The sequence below is a fragment of the Amycolatopsis sp. NPDC043885 genome, from assembly GCF_056435685.1.
This window is the reverse complement of sequence record NZ_JBWKEA010000003.1, coordinates 24,946-39,232: the sequence shown is the minus strand read 5'-3', so window position 1 is coordinate 39,232 and position 14,287 is coordinate 24,946. Positions and strand designations below refer to the sequence as shown.

Below are 14,287 nucleotides of genomic sequence, written 5' to 3'. Positions count from 1 at the left end.
GCTGCACCTCCCGGTGGTCAGCGGCGTCGCCAAGGTGGCTTGCGGGTATGGGTGTGCTCCAAGGCAGGCGCTATGTAGTAGCCGGCGGAATGGAACAGCCCGGCCAGTGTTCCCTCGACGTCTCGCAGGAACGCGTCGACGGCTGCCGGGTCGTAGCCTCGTTTCGACAGCGGGGCTTTGGCGAAAGCCACGTTGTGGACGTCTGAAACCGACAGGTCGTCATCGCCGTCGAGGGTCGCCGCGACCCGTTCGAGGAAGGCGTCGACCGCGGGTTCGTGATAGCCGCGGGCGCCGATCGGCGCCCGGTCGAACTGCCGGGTTCTGGCCTCGAAGGCGGTGACGGGCACTAGCGCTCCCGCAGGAACTCGACGGGGCCGCGGTCCGGGACGGCGCGTTCGGCGGTCGCTTCGTCCTCTTCGCGGGCGCCGGGCACACCGAGCGCGTGCTGGCCGGTCCGGTGGGCGAGCTGTGCTTCGACCTTGTCGAGGAAATCGTCGACTTCGCGTTCGTCGTAGCCGCGCTTACCGATCAACGGACGCGAGAACATGACGTGGTGGACCTCGGCGGCCGTCAGGTCGTCCCGGTCCGAGATCGTGTCGGCGATCCGTTCCAGGAACGCGTCGACCTCGTGTTTGGCATATCCGCGTCGCCCGATCGGGGCGTTCGGGAAAGTGGCGCCGGTGATGTCTTCGGCCGTAAACGACATGAAACTCTCTCCGGTTTCGGTGGGGAATGCGATCTCCGCATTCCGTCCTAACGGGTTTGAGAGTTCCCCGGAAGAGCTCGCGCTACTCCACGACTCGATCAGGGCGTGGTGAAACGCCTTCGAGTGACGAGCTGTAACGCACTGCCATGTGAGCGGGTTCACCCAGCGTGGAAGGTATTCTGGGCCGCGGCGAGACCGGTGCTGATGAGCGCTTCAACGGCGTCGGCGCAACGATCGATCTCGAAAGCGAGTTCTTTGCGTTCGACCGTCGAGAAGTCTTTCAGCACGAAATCCGCCGGATCCTGCCGCCCCGGAGGGCGGCCGACACCGAACCGGACCCGGTAGTAGTCCTTCGTGCCCAGCGATTTGGTGATCGAGCGGAGACCGTTGTGGCCGTTGTCGCCGCCGCCCAGTTTCATCTTGAGCGCGCCGAAGTCGACGTCCAGCTCGTCGTGGACGACCACGACACCGGCCGGGGGGATCTTGTAGAACCGGGCCGCGCCCACGACGGGGCCGCCCGAGAGATTCATGTACGAGCGCGGCTTCGCCAGGACCACTCGCTGCCCGGCGAGCCTGCCTTCAAGGACCTCGGCACCGCTCTTGTGGGTCTTGAACTTGCCGCCGACGCGGCCGGCGAGTTCGTCGAGCACCATGAAGCCGACATTGTGCCTGTTGCCCGCGTATTGGGGGCCGGGATTGCCGAGGCCGACGAGCAGGATCTGCTCGCCGGCCCCGGGAAGTACTGCTTCGGTCACATCGGTGACTTTATTCGGCGTCCTCGGCGGTGGTCTCCGCAGCCTCGGCCTCGTCGCCCTCGAGCGAGGACTCGGACGGCGCCTCGTTGACGGCGACGACCAGCGCCTCGGGGTCGGTGACCAGGGTGGCGCCCTGCGGCAGGGTGACCTGCGAGGCGAGGATCTGGGTGCCGGCTTCGACGCCCTCGACCGAGAGCTCGACCTGCTCGGGGATGTGCAGCGCCTCGACCTCGATCTGGATGGTGTCGAGGTCGGTGGTGACCAGGGTGCCCGGGCCCGGGGTGCCGGTGACGACGACGGGGACGTCGACGGTGACCTTCTCGCCGCGGATGACGACCAGCAGGTCGACGTGCTCGATGTAGTTCTTCAGCGGGTGGACGACGATGGTCTTCGTCAGCGCCAGCTCGCTCTTGCCCTCGAGGTCGAGGGTGATGACGGCGTTGCTGCCGTTCTCACGCACGACGCGGGCGAACTCGATGGCGGGCAGGGCGTAGTGGCGCGGTTCCGAGCCGTGCCCGTACAGCACCGCGGGGATCTTGCCGGCGCGACGCGTGCGGCGCGCGGCACCCTTGCCGAATTCGGTGCGGGGCTCGACGGACAGGCGTACCTCGGACACGGTGTAGCACTCCTTCAATTCACCAACATGTTCAGCGAAAGCATGCTGAGGTGGGGATGGTTCGGGGCGGTTCTGGTGTTCGGCGGCGAATTCCACAGGCGTGCTCGACCGCGTGTGGCCACTCAAGCCGCCGCGTCGATCACGTCGGGCACCAGGTGCTCACGGAACCCGCCTCGCCGAGACCGGGAAAGTGTAGACCAACCGGTCGTGCGGGGGTCTCGGCGGGTGGCTCGTACAGGTGACAAGTCGGTGACAGCTGCTTCGCGAACCCGCGGATGCGGTGGTGCGCGACCCCTTTTCTAAGGTGTGATCTGCTCGCACGCGAGACTAAGGGGACGGGATGCCGGCACGACGGTCGAAGATCGGCGCGATCGCCGCCCTGTGCTGCCTCGTGGCCGGTTGCGACGTCGCGATCGACGGAGCGGCCGGGATCCCGTCCGCCGAGCAGCAGCGGGTGGATCGGCGCGCGGAGCAACGCGGCGCTGTCGAGAGCGCGCTGAAGGCGCTGGAGCAGGCTCCGGCCGTCGTGTACAAATCGACGATCAAGGACGCGTCGGGTCAGCCCGCGGAATTACAGTTCCGGATCACCCGGAACGGGAGCGCGCACGGCGCGCTGCCGGTCGACGGCCAGACCATCCAGGTCATCTCCGCCGACAAGCAGCTGTACATCTCGGCGACGCCGGAGTACTGGAAGGCGCACGGGCTCGGCGACAGCGACCAGTACGGCACCAACTGGGTCCGTACGGACAGCTCGGATCTGCCGGTGAACGCCGTCGAGGTGCTCAGCCCGCGCAAGGCCGCGTCGACGCTCAGGACCGCGGTGTCCGGGATGAACCCGTTGACCGATCCGGTCCGTTCGAAGTTGCCCGACGGGACCGGGGTCTACGACGTCGGGAGCGGGCTCGGAGCACTGCGGGTGACCACCTCGGCGCCGCACCGTGTCGTCAGTTTCGCGCCTTCCCTCGTCGCCGCGGCGGGCGGCAAGACGCTCGGCGCCGAGATGCGGGTCGAGCCGCTCGCCGGGGATGCGCTCAAGAAACTCCAGACCGATCTGGACGGCGCGATCGGCGGGATCGGGCAGCCGTTCGACGCGCTCACCCAGGTCAGGGTCAGCGTCGTCAACGACAAGCTGGACTGCACGGACTTCGTCGGGACCTGCCGGGCGACCATCGACGTCGCCAACTCCGTCATCGGCGGCGTGAGCGGGACGCCTGTGCACCTGAAGCTGACCGTCGACTTCACCGCGCAGTCCCTCGGCGCGCAGAGCTGCACGGCGGACGCCGACGCGGCGCCGGACACCACGACGAGCATGAGCTGCGAGGTCAAGTTCAAACTGCCGAATCGGAACGCCAGCTATCAGGTGCAGGCGAAGCCGTCGGCCAAAGGTGAGGTCCGGGCTCCGGTCGACGTCAACGGTGTTCGCGAAAAGCTCAAGTCCGAGTTCGCCACGCTGGGCGGCTGACCTGCACGCTCACCTCGGGGTGCGTTGCATACGTTGAAGTAGCCGAACTCGCGTTCTTAGCATCGGCGTGGTCGCCGATGAAAAGGGAGAAACGCGATGGCGAAGTTGGTTGTGTTCGGAGGAACCGGGTACGCGGGCGGGAAGATCGCCGCGGAGGCCCGCGGCCGCGGTCACGACGTCTTGGTGGTGTCCAGGAACGCCGAAGGCGAGGGGACCAGGGCGGGCTCGCTCTACGACGAGGCCTTCTTGGCCGATGTCGCCAAGGGCGCCGATGTCCTGGTCATCGCGGTTCACGGGCAGAGTGGTCTGCTCGACGCGGTGCCTTCGATCGCTCAGGTCGCGAAGGACAACGGCGCGCGGATCGGCGTGGTCGGCGGGGCGGGCAGCCTGCACGTGGCCGAGGGCGGGCCGCGACTGATCGACACCCCCGAGTTCCCGGACGAGTACAAGGGTGAAGCGGGTGCGCACGCCGAGGTTCTCGAAGCGTTCCGGAAGCTTCCTGAGGATGTCGACTGGTTCTACGTCAGCCCGGCCGCGGAGTTCGGCGCGTGGGCCGAGGGCGAGCGGACCGGCGAGTTCCGGCTCGGCGGCGACGTGCTCCTGACCGACGAGAACGGCGGTTCGAAGATCGGCGGCGCCGACTACGCGATCGCGTTCGTCGATGAGATCGACAAGCCGGAACACCGCCGTCAGCGTTTCTGCGTCGCTTACTGACCGGACAGTTCCCGCACGACCGGCGCGAACGTTTCCAGCATCGGTTCGAACACCGTGATGTAGGAGAAGCCGTACCGTTCGCGACGCTCCTGGAGCTGCCGGACCATCTCGTCGGTGGTCCCGAACAGCAATTGGGGCGTTTCGAGCAGGGCGTCGACGTCGAGGCCGTCCTGGTCCTTGACTTCTTCACGCCAGGCCTCGGCGGCCGCGCGCCGGTCGTCCGCGACGACGACCCGCTGGACGAGTATGTTCAGTTCGGGATCGCGGCCGTTCGCGTGTGAACGGAAGAAGGCGACGCGTTCGTCCATGCGCTCGGCGTCGTCGAGCCGGAACGTGCCCGGCGGTTTCCCTGGTGCTTGACGAAGGCCCGCGAAGCCGGCGATGTCGGCTTCGCGGGCGGCGAGGGAGAGCACGCCGTCGCTGTTGCCCGCGATGAGCAGCGGGGGAGGCGTGATTCCTTCGGCGGCGAAGTGTTCACGCAGGTGGTCAAGGCTCTTGGCGAGGTACTCGATACGTTCCTTGGCCGGGGTCCACGGCAGGCCTGCTTCGTCGAATTCCGATTTCATGTGGCCGGAGCCGAGCCCGAGGTCCAGCCGGTCGCCCGTCATCTTCACCGTGGTGACGACTTCGCGTGCGAAGAGCGCGGCGTTGTAGAAGGCCATATTGGAAACAAGAGTGCCGACGCGGGGCCGCTGGGTCACCGCGGCGGCCATGGTCAGCGCCGGGAAAGGCGCGTTCCGTCCTGGGCCGAGATGATCGGGCACGGAGATGACGTCGTATCCGAGGGCCTCGACGCGGCGGCACTTCGCGACCCAGTCTTCATGATTCTCGGCGCCCCAAAGGTTCACGCCGAACTTGAATTTCCCCATGTACGGAACCTAGCCACGCAGGGCGGCCGGGTGCGCGTCGTTTCGCGAGGAGCCGAAAACGAGCAAGGGACCTTTGCTGTCACTCTCCGAAAGAGAGCGATAGCAAAGGTCCCTTGCTTCGCCTGGATCAGGCGTTGCCGTCGAAGAGGGACGTGACCGACCCGTCCTCGAAGACCTGCTGGATCGCCTGCGCCAGCAGCGGCGCGATGGACAGCACGGTCAGCCCGGGGAACCGCTTCTCCTCCGGGATCGGCAGCGTGTTGGTGATGATGACCTCGCGCGCCTTGCAGTTCGACAGCCGCTCGGTGGCGGGGTCGGACAGGATGCCGTGGGTCGAGGCGATGACGACGTCGGACGCGCCTTCGTCGAGCAGGGCCTCGGTGGCCTTCACGATCGTGCCGCCGGTGTCGATCATGTCGTCGATCAGCACGCACAGCTGACCGCGGACCTTGCCGACGACGCGGTTGGCGACGGCCTGGTTCGGCTTGTCGGGGTCGCGGGTCTTGTGGATGAAGGCGATCGGCCGGTCACCCAGCTGCGCCGCCCACTTCTCGGCGAGCCGCACGCGGCCGGAGTCCGGCGAGACGACGGTGATGTTCTCGCCGTGGTAGGTCTTGTTGATGTGCGCGGCCAGCACGTTCTGCGCGAGCAGGTGGTCGACGGGGCCGTCGAAGAAGCCCTGGATCTGCGCGGTGTGCAGGTCGACCGTCATGATCCGGTCGGCGCCCGCGGTCTTGAACAGGTCCGCGATCAGGCGCGCGGAGATCGGTTCGCGGCCCTTGTGCTTCTTGTCCTGCCGCGCGTACGGGTAGAACGGCATGATCACGGTGATCCGCTTGGCGCTCGCGCGCTTGAGGGCGTCCACCATGATCAGCTGCTCCATCACCCATTCGTTGATGGGAGCGGGGTGGCTCTGGATCACGAAAGCGTCGGTCCCGCGCACCGATTCGTTGAACCGGACGAAGATCTCCCCGTTGGCGAAGTTGTGCGCGGTCTGTGGAACGACCGACACGTTGAGGTGCTTGGCGACCTCTTCCGCGAGTTCCGGGTGGGCGCGCCCGGAGAAGAGCATCAGGTTCTTCTTCGGTGTTCCGGACTTCGAGCTCATGCTGGCGACTCCCCGTCGTTTCCCTTGTTTGAATCGGACACGGCGGTGGTGTCCTGCTTCGCGGCGGAAGCTGCTCCCGCCGCGGGTGTGCCCGGCCTGCGCCGGGACACCCAGTCTTCGATGTTGCGCTGCGGCCCGGTGGACACGGCGAGCGCGCCCGGGGGCACGTCTTGCCTGATCACGGTGCCTGCCCCACTGTAGGCGCCATCGCCGATGGTCACCGGGGCGACGAACGTGTTGTCCGCGCCGAGCCGCACATGGGAGCCGATCGTGGTGTGGTGCTTGTTCACGCCGTCGTAGTTGACGAAGACGCTGGAGCACCCGATGTTGCTGTTCTCGCCGATGGTCGCGTCGCCGACGTAGGTCAGGTGCGGGACCTTCGTGCCGGCGCCGATGTCGGCGTTCTTCGTCTCGACGAAAGCGCCGAGTTTGCCCTTGGTCCCCAGCTTGGAGCCGGGACGCAGGTAGGTGAACGGGCCGACCTTCACGCCGTCGCCCAGTTCCGAATCGGAACCGTGCGTCCGCACCACCGACGCGCCCGCGCCGACGGAGACGTTCTCCAGGGTGCTGTCCGGGCCGATCTGCGCGCCCTCGCCGACCGACGTCGAACCCTTCAGCTGCACGCCGGGCTCGATGACGACGTCGCGCGACAGGGTCACGCCCGCGTCGATCCAGGTGCTCGCGGGGTCGACGACGGTGACGCCCGCCCGCTGCCAGCCACGGACGATCCGGCGGTTCAGTTCGGCGCCGAGGACGGAGAGCTGAACGCGGTCGTTGACGCCTTCGGTCACCCACGGGTCGTCGATGACCAGCGCGCCGACGCCCTTGCCGTCGCCGCGGGCGATGCCGAGGACGTCGGTGAGGTAGAGCTCGCCCTGCGCGTTGTCCGTCGAAAGCCGCGAGAGCCCGTCGACGAGGACCGAAGCGTCGAAGGCGTAGACGCCGGAGTTGATTTCGGCGATTTCGTGCTGTTCGGGGGTGGCGTCCTTCTGCTCGACGATCGAGGTGACGACGTTGTTTTCGTCGCGGATGATCCGGCCGTAACCGGTCGGGTTCTCGACGACCGCGGTCAGCACGGTGACCGCGTTACCGGTGGAGGTGTGCTCGGCGACCAGGGAAGCGAGCGTTTCGGTGTCGAGCAGCGGGACGTCGCCGTAGCTGACGACGACGGTGCCGGTCAGCCCGGCGGGCAGCGCGGAGAGCGCGCACGAGACGGCGTGCCCGGTGCCCTTCTGCTCTTCCTGGACGGCCGTGACGACCTGGCGGCCGAGTGCCTCGCCGACCTTTTCCAGCCGGGCGCCGACCGAGTCGCGACCGTGGCCGACGACCACGACCAGGTGCTCCGGGTTCAGTCCCGCGGCGGCCCGCACCGCGTGCTCGACCAACGGACGGCCGGCGATCGGGTGCAGCACCTTCGGGGTGGACGAACGCATGCGGGTGCCCTCACCCGCGGCGAGGATCAACGTGCTCAGCGGGCCGGTCACGGCTCTCCCAACATTTCACCAACGGTGGTTGTCGGGCATTGATCCTACGTGGGCTGCTCGGAGTCCCACGCGGGGTCGGTCGGAGCATCCTCACCGGGCCATCCGGTCGCCGGGTCGATGGCCATCGAGTTCACCGACGAAACCTGGTTCCCGCCGCCGCGTTTCGCCTGGTACATGGCCGCGTCGGCGCGGGCGAGGACCTGCTCGGCCCGTTCCTGCGGGCGAAGCGAGACGAGGCCGACGGAGAGGGTGACGCCGTGCGAAAGATGGTGCGGCAGAGATGCGACGGCATTCACAGAACGCCCCAGCGCCTGCTTCGCCGCGGAGGCCGGAGCCCCAGGTAGAAGCACGATGAACTCGTCTCCGCCGTAGCGGGCGACCACGTCGTCTCCGCGCAGGGCGTCGCGCAGCGTGCTCGCGATGACACGGAGCACGTTGTCGCCCTCGGCGTGCGACTGCTTGTCGTTGACGTCCTTGAAACCGTCGAGGTCGACCAGCGCGACCGCGAGCGGCTGGGCGTCGGCGGACGACGCCAGCGAACGCAGCTTTTCGTCGAGCGCGCGCCGGTTCGGCAACCCGGTGAGCGGGTCCTGGAGGGCCTGCTGGGTGATCGCGCCGTGCTCGGCGGACAGGCGTTCGTGCTCCCGGCGCGCGTTGAGCGTGGCGATCTGCGATTCCCGCAGCGACCACATCTCCGTTTCCAGGATGGTCGCGTAGTCGATCAGCGACTGGCTCGCCCCCGACGCGTAGTCCGGGGTGGTGTCGAGCCTGGCGAGCTCGCGGGCGAGGTTCAACCGCATCGACGGCAGCGAGCCGTCCTCGTTGTCCTCGCGGACCTCTTTGAGCACCTGCAGGGCGTCCTCGCGTCGGCCGTCGTTGTCCAGGCAGCGGGCCAGCGCGATGGCGATGATCTCGCGTTCGTGCGGGAACACCAGTTCCGGATGCAGCAGCGAGTTCAGGCGTTCGATATGCGACGAATCGGGCGACGCCAGTGCGGCGGCCGCGGCGAGCACGCCGACCTGGTCGATCGCGGGCACCCCGGCCTTGCGCGGGAAGAGCGACTCGGTGAACGGGCCTTCGGCGGCCTGGGCCATCGACGCCGCGGTGCGGAACTTGTCCGCGCCCTCGTCGTAGCGCTCGATGCGTTCGAGCCGCAGACCCCAGCCCAGCAGCATCTTGACCCGGTTGATCAGCTGGAGCGCGATCTCATGCGGGCTCGCGCTGTCGCGGATCGCCTGCGCGGCGCGGGCGATGGCCTCCTCGGCCGCCTCGTAGACGCCCAGCTGGTTCAGCACCAGCCAGCAGTCGACCAGGGTCGTGGACAGCATCCGGTCCCAGTTGCGCCTGCCGACCTGGCGGTCCGGGACCGCGGAGTCGTCGAGGATGGCCAGCGCCCTGGCGATCTCGGTGAGGGCGGCGTCCTCCTGTTTGGCGATCACAAGACGGCGGCCGCGCATGGCGTGCGCGTCGGCCCGCATCAGCGCGAGCCCGTGCCGTCTGGTGTGCGCGAGCATCTCGTCGAGCCGGGGCTCGGCTTCGGCGGCGAGACCGCGAGTGACGAGCCTGGCCATCGCCGAGTAGCGCAGCAGCTGGGCGACCAGCAACGGTTCGCCGCGGCGCTGCGTCTCGTCGAGGAGTTCGTCGAGGCTGGTGACGATGTCCAGCTGTTCGGCGTAGCTGACCCGCTGGATGGCCGCTCCGAGTTCGCGCGCGCGACCGTAGAGCCAGGCATCGGACATCTCCGCAAGCGCCGGCCGCCTGCCACTGGTCGTCGCGTCCTCGGTCAGCCGCACACACCCCCACCGTTGAAAACGCCGCTGGTCATCTGTTCGTCTGCTCCGCCGCCAGGATTCGAACCTGAACTGTCAGAACCAAAATCTGAAGTGCTGCCGATTACACTACGGCGGATCGATCCTGGTCAGGATAGCCATGCCGGGGACCTCCGCGTGCGCCCGGGGGTTGTCTCACTGTCGCGGGCACTCCACAGGGGCCGAAACCTCCTGTACCGTAACTTACGGCATCGTAGGTAAGGTCACCCTTAGGGAAACCCTCGGGGTTGCGCATAGAAAAGAAGTGACTGCATGACGGCTACCCTGGACCGTTCCCAGAAGCCCGCGAAGGGCCCCAAGCCGGTAATCGAAGGACATCGATCGAGCGGCGTGCAGCTCTCGGTCTACCTCGGGGTCATCTTCCCGCTCGCCGCGTTGCTCGCGGCCGTCCCGTTCGCCTGGGGCTGGGGACTGACCTGGGTCGACGTCGGCTTGTTCGTGGTCTTCTACGCGATCAGCGGGCTCGGTATCACCGTTTCGTACCACCGCTACTTCACGCACGGCTCGTTCAAGGCCAAGCCGTGGCTGCGCGTCGCGATGGCGATCGCCGGCAGCATGGCCGTCCAGGGCCCCGTGATCACCTGGGTCGCCGACCACCGGCGCCACCACGCCTTCTCCGACCGCGACGGCGACCCGCATTCGCCGTGGCTGTTCGGGACGACACCCGTCGCCATCGCCAAGGGGTTCTGGCACGCGCACATGGGCTGGCTGTTCGACCGCGACCAGACCAACGCGGAGCGGTTCGCACCCGACCTGGTGAAGGATCCGGCCATCAAGAAGGTCGACGACCTGTTCTGGCTGTGGAGCCTGCTCACCCTGGTGCTGCCCGCGATCCTCGGTGGACTGATCACCTGGTCGTTCTGGGGCGCGGTGACCGCGTTCTTCTGGGCCGGGCTGGTGCGCGTCTGCGTGCTGCACCACGTGACCTGGTCGGTCAACTCGGTCTGCCACATGATCGGCGAGCGCCCGTTCGCGGCCCGCGACAAATCGGCCAACTTCTGGCCGCTGGCGATCTTCTCCTTCGGCGAGTCGTGGCACAACCTGCACCACGCCGACCCGACTTCGGCGCGGCACGGTGTGCAGCGCGGTCAGATCGACATTTCCGCGCGGCTCATCTGGATCTTCGAGAAGTTCGGCTGGGCCTACGACGTGCGCTGGCCGACCCCGCAGCGCCTCGCGCGCATCGCCACTGAAAGCAAATAGCGAGGTCGCGTTAGTCTTCTGCGATGGCGGGGAGAAGGCGGACCAAACGTGAAGCGGTCACCGGGGCGCGTCCTGTCGCTCCGGTGGCCCGGGTGCGGATGACGGGGACCGAGCGCAGGCAGCAGCTGCTCAACGTCGCCAGGGCCCTGTTCGCGGAGAAGGGTTTCGAAGGCACGTCCATCGAGGAGATCGCGCATCGCGCGAACGTCTCCAAACCGGTGGTGTACGAGCATTTCGGCGGCAAGGAAGGCATCTACGCCGTCGTCGTCGACCGCGAGACGCAGCTGCTGCTCGACCGGATGGTGTCCACCCTCCACGGTGGACACCCGCGGGTGATGCTGGAGCAGGCGGCGATCGCGTTGCTCTCCTACGTCGAGGACTCCCACGACGGCTTCCGCATCCTGGTGCGGGATTCACCGGTCGCGAGTTCGACGGGCACGTTCTCGACGGTGCTGAACGACATCGCCAGCCAGGTCGAGCACATCCTCGCGCAGCAGTTCGCCGCGCGGGGCTACGACGAGAAGCTGGCCGCGCTGTACGCGCAGGCGCTCGTCGGGATGGTCGCGCTCACCGGGCAGTGGTGGCTCGACGCCAGGAAGCCGAAGCGCGACGAGGTCGCCGCGCATCTGGTCAACCTGGCCTGGAACGGTCTGTCCAATTTGGAGCACAAACCCAAGCTGCGGCTGTACTAGTCAGCGCAGGAGGCCGGTCTCCCGCAGGTGATCGAAGATGATCTTGTCCACCGCGGAGACCCGGTCCCTGTCCTCGTAGCCGAGCCACGCGACCTCGTCGATCTCGCTGCTGGCCGTGAGTGTCCCGCCGAATTCGGCCGTGTAGCAGGTCATCCGGACCAGTAGCCCCGTCGCGTGGCCATCGGCCTGCGCTTCGAAGACGCCGGCGGGCTCGATGCTCGCCGGAACGATCTCGACGGTCAGTTCCTCGCGGACTTCGCGGATCAGTGTCTCCGTGTCGGTTTCGCCGGGATCGCGTTTGCCGCCGGGCAGGTAGAACACGGATTTGCCGCGCGAGCGGGTGCTCAGGATCCGGCCGTCGAGCAGGTGCAGCCAAGCGATCTTGTCGATCATGGTTCAGCCCAGCGCCGCGGCGGTCTCGGCGGTCGTGAGCACTTCGCCCAGCCGCGGGAACACCTTCGTGACCGCCGACTCATGGGAGATCGCGGCGATACCCGCCATCGCGTCCGAAACGGCGATGGTCTCGTAGGCGTGGTCGATCGCGGCCCTCAGTGTCGATTCGACGCCGTATTCCGTGGCGATCCCGGCGAGCACCAGTGTCTTCACACCGAGTCCGCGCAGGAGTTCGTCGAGTCCGGTGCGGTAGAACGCGCCGATCGTGTGCTTGGTGATCAGGTGCTCGCCTTCACGAGGCGTCAGCTCGGCGACCAGTTCGCTGCCGGGCGGTTGCTCGTCGACACCCGGCCGGTGCGCGCGCACGTGGACGATCGGTGAGCCGGCCGCGCTGAAGGCCTCTCGCAACAGGACGGCGTTCGACACGACCTCGGTGCCTTCGATCGGGACGGTCTCCAGCGCGACGATCCGCGTCTGGAGGTCGATCAGGACGAGCGCCGTCGTCGCCGGGTCGATCTTCGTCATGGGGGAAGCCTAGTGTCCCTATGCCGGAGGTCATGGGGCAGAACGGGGGAAGTGGTGGTCACCGGCGGCGGCACCGGGATCGGTCACGCGGTCGCGGCGGCGTTCGCCGCGCGAGGTGATCGGGTGACGATCACCGGCCACCGCGAACAGGTCCTCACCGAGGCCGCCACGCTGCTCGGCGCGAACCCAGTCCTGTTCGACGCGGTGGACCGGGCGCCGGCCGAACCGCCGGAGCGCGTCGACGTCCTGGGCAACAACGCGGGCGGGAACACCGATTTCCGGAACGAGCCCGCCGAAGACCTGAATGCCTTCGCGGCGAACTGGCAGGCCAACATCGACGCGAACGTGTTCAGCGCCGTGCTGGTCACCCGTGCCTTGCGGGAAAGGTTCGCCGACGGCGCGCGGATCGTCACCATCGGCTCCATCGCCGCGCGGACGGGAGCGGGTTCCTCCAGTGCGGCCAAGGCCGCGCTGGAGGCGTGGAACGTCGATGTGGCAAGGGAATTCGGGCCGCGCGGGATCACCGCGAACATCGTCGCGCCCGGACTGGTCGGGGATACCGAATTCTTCCAGGGCAAGCTGTCCGACGAACGCCGGGCGTGGCTGATCTGCAACACGCTGACCAAACGCGCCGGCGAGCCCGCGGACGTCGCCGAAGTGGTGGCCTTCCTGGCGAGCCCGGAGGCGCGGCACGTCACCGGCCAGATCGTCCACGTCAACGGCGGCGCGCACCTCGGTCGTTAGGCACCAGGGGTGACCTTCAGCAGTTTGTCGTCCTCGCCTTCCGAAGTCGTGATGTAGAGCGAGCCGTCGGGCGCGCTTCGGACGGCGCGAAGCCTGCCGAACTTGTCGTCGAACTCGGGCGGCAGCGTCACTTCGGTGACCTTGCCCGCGTCGTCGAGGCGGAACAGCAGGAGCTTCTGGCCTTTCAGCGCGGTCACGGCCAGCGAGCCTTCGAGCGCTCCCCACTGCGATCCGGTGAGGAACTCCGCGCCGCAGATCGCCTCGGTGATCTCGCCGGTCGTCCACAAAGGACTGACGGCGTCCGGGAAGCGCTGCTTGTCGGTCATCGGGACGCTTTCGTCGTAGCTGGTCTCGGTGCCGCCCTTGGAGGGGTCCCAGCCGTAGTTCGCGCCCGCGGTCTCCAGGTTGACCTCGTCGTCGATGGTCGGCCCGTGCTCGGCGGTGAACACCTGCCCGGTGCCGGGACGGACCGTGACGCCCTGGACGTTGCGGTGCCCGTAGGTGAACACGCGCTGTTCGTTCGGGTTCGCGGACTTGATGAACGGGTTGTCCGGCAACGCGTTCCCGGTCTTCGCGTCGACGCGGAGCACCTTGCCGCCGAGACTCGTCCGGTCCTGCGGATGCTGCGGGCGGGCGGTGTCGCCGGTGCCGATGAGCAGCGCGCCGTCCGCGCCGAACGCGGGACGGCAGCCGGAGTGCCTGCCGCTGGGGTTCACCGGCAACCCGGTCAGGAGGTCCTTGACCTTCGTGGCGCTCGCGCCGTCGTCCGACAGCCGCCAGGTGACCAGCCGGATGTCGACGGCGGTGTCGCCCTCCTTGTGGGTCTGGCAGGTGATGAACTCGCGTGACGTCGCGAAGTCCTTGCTGATCACCATCCCCATCAGGCCGCCTTCGCCGCGGACGTGGACGTCGGAGAAGTCCGCGGCGACGTCGCGTTTCGTGCCGCCTTCGACCAGGGCCAGCTTCCCGGGGCGCTGGGTGACGAGGATCTTCCCGTCCGGCAGGAAACCGACGTCCCAGCCGTGTTCGAGCCCGGCCGTCACCTGCTCGATCTTCAGCGCCGACGCGGCGGGCTTCGAAGTGACCGGTGGTGCGCTCTGGACCGTCTCGCTCGAAGCCCCGGAACAGGCCGTGACCAGCAAGGACAGCGAAGCGAACACGACGACGGCGGAAGTGCGCATGTCTTC

The 14,287-nt window shown here is 67.8% G+C and carries 16 protein-coding genes and 1 tRNA gene; 5 read left to right on the top strand and 12 right to left on the bottom strand.

From position 1 onward, the window contains the following. Positions 1-17: 17 nt before the first annotated feature. The 4 genes from AC069I_RS13060 to AC069I_RS13045 form a co-directional block, all read right to left on the bottom strand. Positions 18-347: a DivIVA domain-containing protein gene (locus AC069I_RS13060; protein WP_478265498.1), complete on the bottom strand. Its 330-nt coding sequence runs from the start codon at positions 345-347 to the stop codon at positions 18-20. After that, a complete protein-coding gene (locus AC069I_RS13055) occupies positions 347-706 on the bottom strand; it encodes a DivIVA domain-containing protein (protein WP_478225511.1) in 360 nt (119 codons plus the stop codon). The genes AC069I_RS13060 and AC069I_RS13055 overlap by 1 nt, the downstream gene beginning before the upstream one ends. Before the next feature lie 158 nt (positions 707-864). Beyond that, positions 865-1,461: an aminoacyl-tRNA hydrolase gene (pth, locus tag AC069I_RS13050; protein ID WP_340687009.1), complete on the bottom strand. Its 597-nt coding sequence runs from the start codon at positions 1,459-1,461 to the stop codon at positions 865-867. Positions 1,462-1,471: 10 nt separating this feature from the next. Then, positions 1,472-2,077 (bottom strand): 50S ribosomal protein L25/general stress protein Ctc, encoded by a 606-nt coding sequence (locus AC069I_RS13045; protein ID WP_340687010.1) that lies wholly within the window; start codon positions 2,075-2,077, stop codon positions 1,472-1,474. Between the two features lie 340 nt (positions 2,078-2,417). On the opposite strand from AC069I_RS13045, the gene AC069I_RS13040 reads away from it, so the two are divergent. After that, complete coding sequence (locus AC069I_RS13040) at positions 2,418-3,539, top strand: hypothetical protein (RefSeq protein ID WP_478265497.1); 1,122 nt, start codon at positions 2,418-2,420, stop codon at positions 3,537-3,539. A gap of 96 nt (positions 3,540-3,635) precedes the next feature. Beyond that, positions 3,636-4,253 (top strand): NAD(P)-dependent oxidoreductase, encoded by a 618-nt coding sequence (locus AC069I_RS13035; RefSeq protein ID WP_478265496.1) that lies wholly within the window; start codon positions 3,636-3,638, stop codon positions 4,251-4,253. On the opposite strand, the gene AC069I_RS13030 is transcribed toward AC069I_RS13035, so the two are convergent. From AC069I_RS13030 to AC069I_RS13010, 5 genes are all read right to left on the bottom strand, one after another. Then, a complete protein-coding gene (locus AC069I_RS13030) occupies positions 4,247-5,122 on the bottom strand; it encodes a TIGR03621 family F420-dependent LLM class oxidoreductase (RefSeq protein ID WP_478225514.1) in 876 nt (291 codons plus the stop codon). The genes AC069I_RS13035 and AC069I_RS13030 overlap by 7 nt on opposite strands. Before the next feature lie 127 nt (positions 5,123-5,249). After that, positions 5,250-6,230 (bottom strand): ribose-phosphate diphosphokinase, encoded by a 981-nt coding sequence (locus AC069I_RS13025; protein ID WP_478225515.1) that lies wholly within the window; start codon positions 6,228-6,230, stop codon positions 5,250-5,252. After that, positions 6,227-7,714 carry a bifunctional UDP-N-acetylglucosamine diphosphorylase/glucosamine-1-phosphate N-acetyltransferase GlmU gene (gene glmU, locus AC069I_RS13020; RefSeq protein WP_478265495.1) on the bottom strand — a complete coding sequence of 496 codons (1,488 nt, stop codon included), beginning with the start codon at positions 7,712-7,714 and terminating at the stop codon, positions 6,227-6,229. Before glmU ends, AC069I_RS13025 begins: the two co-directional genes overlap by 4 nt. 44 nt (positions 7,715-7,758) lie before the next feature. Continuing rightward, the gene (locus AC069I_RS13015; RefSeq protein ID WP_478225517.1) at positions 7,759-9,507 is read right to left on the bottom strand and encodes a GGDEF domain-containing protein; all 1,749 of its coding nucleotides are present in this window, start codon (positions 9,505-9,507) and stop codon (positions 7,759-7,761) included. Between the two features lie 43 nt (positions 9,508-9,550). Then, positions 9,551-9,622: transfer RNA gene (locus tag AC069I_RS13010), tRNA-Gln, on the bottom strand. A gap of 173 nt (positions 9,623-9,795) precedes the next feature. On the opposite strand from AC069I_RS13010, the gene AC069I_RS13005 reads away from it, so the two are divergent. Then, the gene (locus tag AC069I_RS13005) at positions 9,796-10,746 is read left to right on the top strand and encodes an acyl-CoA desaturase (RefSeq protein WP_125674120.1); all 951 of its coding nucleotides are present in this window, start codon (positions 9,796-9,798) and stop codon (positions 10,744-10,746) included. Positions 10,747-10,844: 98 nt separating this feature from the next. Beyond that, on the top strand, positions 10,845-11,438 hold the full coding sequence (locus AC069I_RS13000) for a TetR/AcrR family transcriptional regulator (protein WP_037318732.1): 594 nt from the start codon (positions 10,845-10,847) through the stop codon (positions 11,436-11,438). Here the strand turns inward: AC069I_RS13000 and AC069I_RS12995 are convergent, their stop codons facing one another. Together AC069I_RS12995 and AC069I_RS12990 are read right to left on the bottom strand one after the other, a co-directional pair. Continuing rightward, a complete protein-coding gene (locus tag AC069I_RS12995; RefSeq protein ID WP_478225518.1) occupies positions 11,439-11,831 on the bottom strand; it encodes an NUDIX hydrolase in 393 nt (130 codons plus the stop codon). It abuts the gene before it with no gap. Positions 11,832-11,834: 3 nt separating this feature from the next. Next, positions 11,835-12,356 carry an isochorismatase family protein gene (locus AC069I_RS12990; protein ID WP_478225519.1) on the bottom strand — a complete coding sequence of 174 codons (522 nt, stop codon included), beginning with the start codon at positions 12,354-12,356 and terminating at the stop codon, positions 11,835-11,837. Positions 12,357-12,410: 54 nt separating this feature from the next. Here AC069I_RS12990 and AC069I_RS12985 point away from each other — a divergent pair, with 54 nt between their 5' ends. Beyond that, entirely contained in the window at positions 12,411-13,100 is a 690-nt protein-coding gene (locus AC069I_RS12985; RefSeq protein ID WP_478225552.1) for an SDR family NAD(P)-dependent oxidoreductase, read from the top strand. On the opposite strand, the gene AC069I_RS12980 is transcribed toward AC069I_RS12985, so the two are convergent. Next, positions 13,097-14,281, bottom strand: a complete 1,185-nt coding sequence (locus tag AC069I_RS12980) for a PQQ-dependent sugar dehydrogenase (RefSeq protein WP_478225520.1) — start codon at positions 14,279-14,281, stop codon at positions 13,097-13,099. The genes AC069I_RS12985 and AC069I_RS12980 overlap by 4 nt on opposite strands. Between the last annotated feature and the right edge of the window lie 6 nt (positions 14,282-14,287).

Bases quoted from the DNA above. Each gene is read 5' to 3' on its own strand.
- AC069I_RS13055 (WP_478225511.1), bottom strand. From the start codon at position 706: ATGTCGTTTACGGCCGAAGACATCACCGGCGCCACTTTCCCGAACGCC.
- AC069I_RS13040 (WP_478265497.1), top strand. From the start codon at position 2,418: ATGCCGGCACGACGGTCGAAGATCGGCGCGATCGCCGCCCTGTGCTGC.
- AC069I_RS13035 (WP_478265496.1), top strand. From the start codon at position 3,636: ATGGCGAAGTTGGTTGTGTTCGGAGGAACCGGGTACGCGGGCGGGAAG.
- AC069I_RS13030 (WP_478225514.1), bottom strand. From the start codon at position 5,122: ATGGGGAAATTCAAGTTCGGCGTGAACCTTTGGGGCGCCGAGAATCAT.
- AC069I_RS13025 (WP_478225515.1), bottom strand. From the start codon at position 6,230: ATGAGCTCGAAGTCCGGAACACCGAAGAAGAACCTGATGCTCTTCTCC.
- AC069I_RS13005 (WP_125674120.1), top strand. From the start codon at position 9,796: ATGACGGCTACCCTGGACCGTTCCCAGAAGCCCGCGAAGGGCCCCAAG.
- AC069I_RS13000 (WP_037318732.1), top strand. From the start codon at position 10,845: ATGACGGGGACCGAGCGCAGGCAGCAGCTGCTCAACGTCGCCAGGGCC.
- AC069I_RS12995 (WP_478225518.1), bottom strand. From the start codon at position 11,831: ATGATCGACAAGATCGCTTGGCTGCACCTGCTCGACGGCCGGATCCTG.
- AC069I_RS12990 (WP_478225519.1), bottom strand. From the start codon at position 12,356: ATGACGAAGATCGACCCGGCGACGACGGCGCTCGTCCTGATCGACCTC.
- AC069I_RS12980 (WP_478225520.1), bottom strand. From the start codon at position 14,281: ATGCGCACTTCCGCCGTCGTCGTGTTCGCTTCGCTGTCCTTGCTGGTC.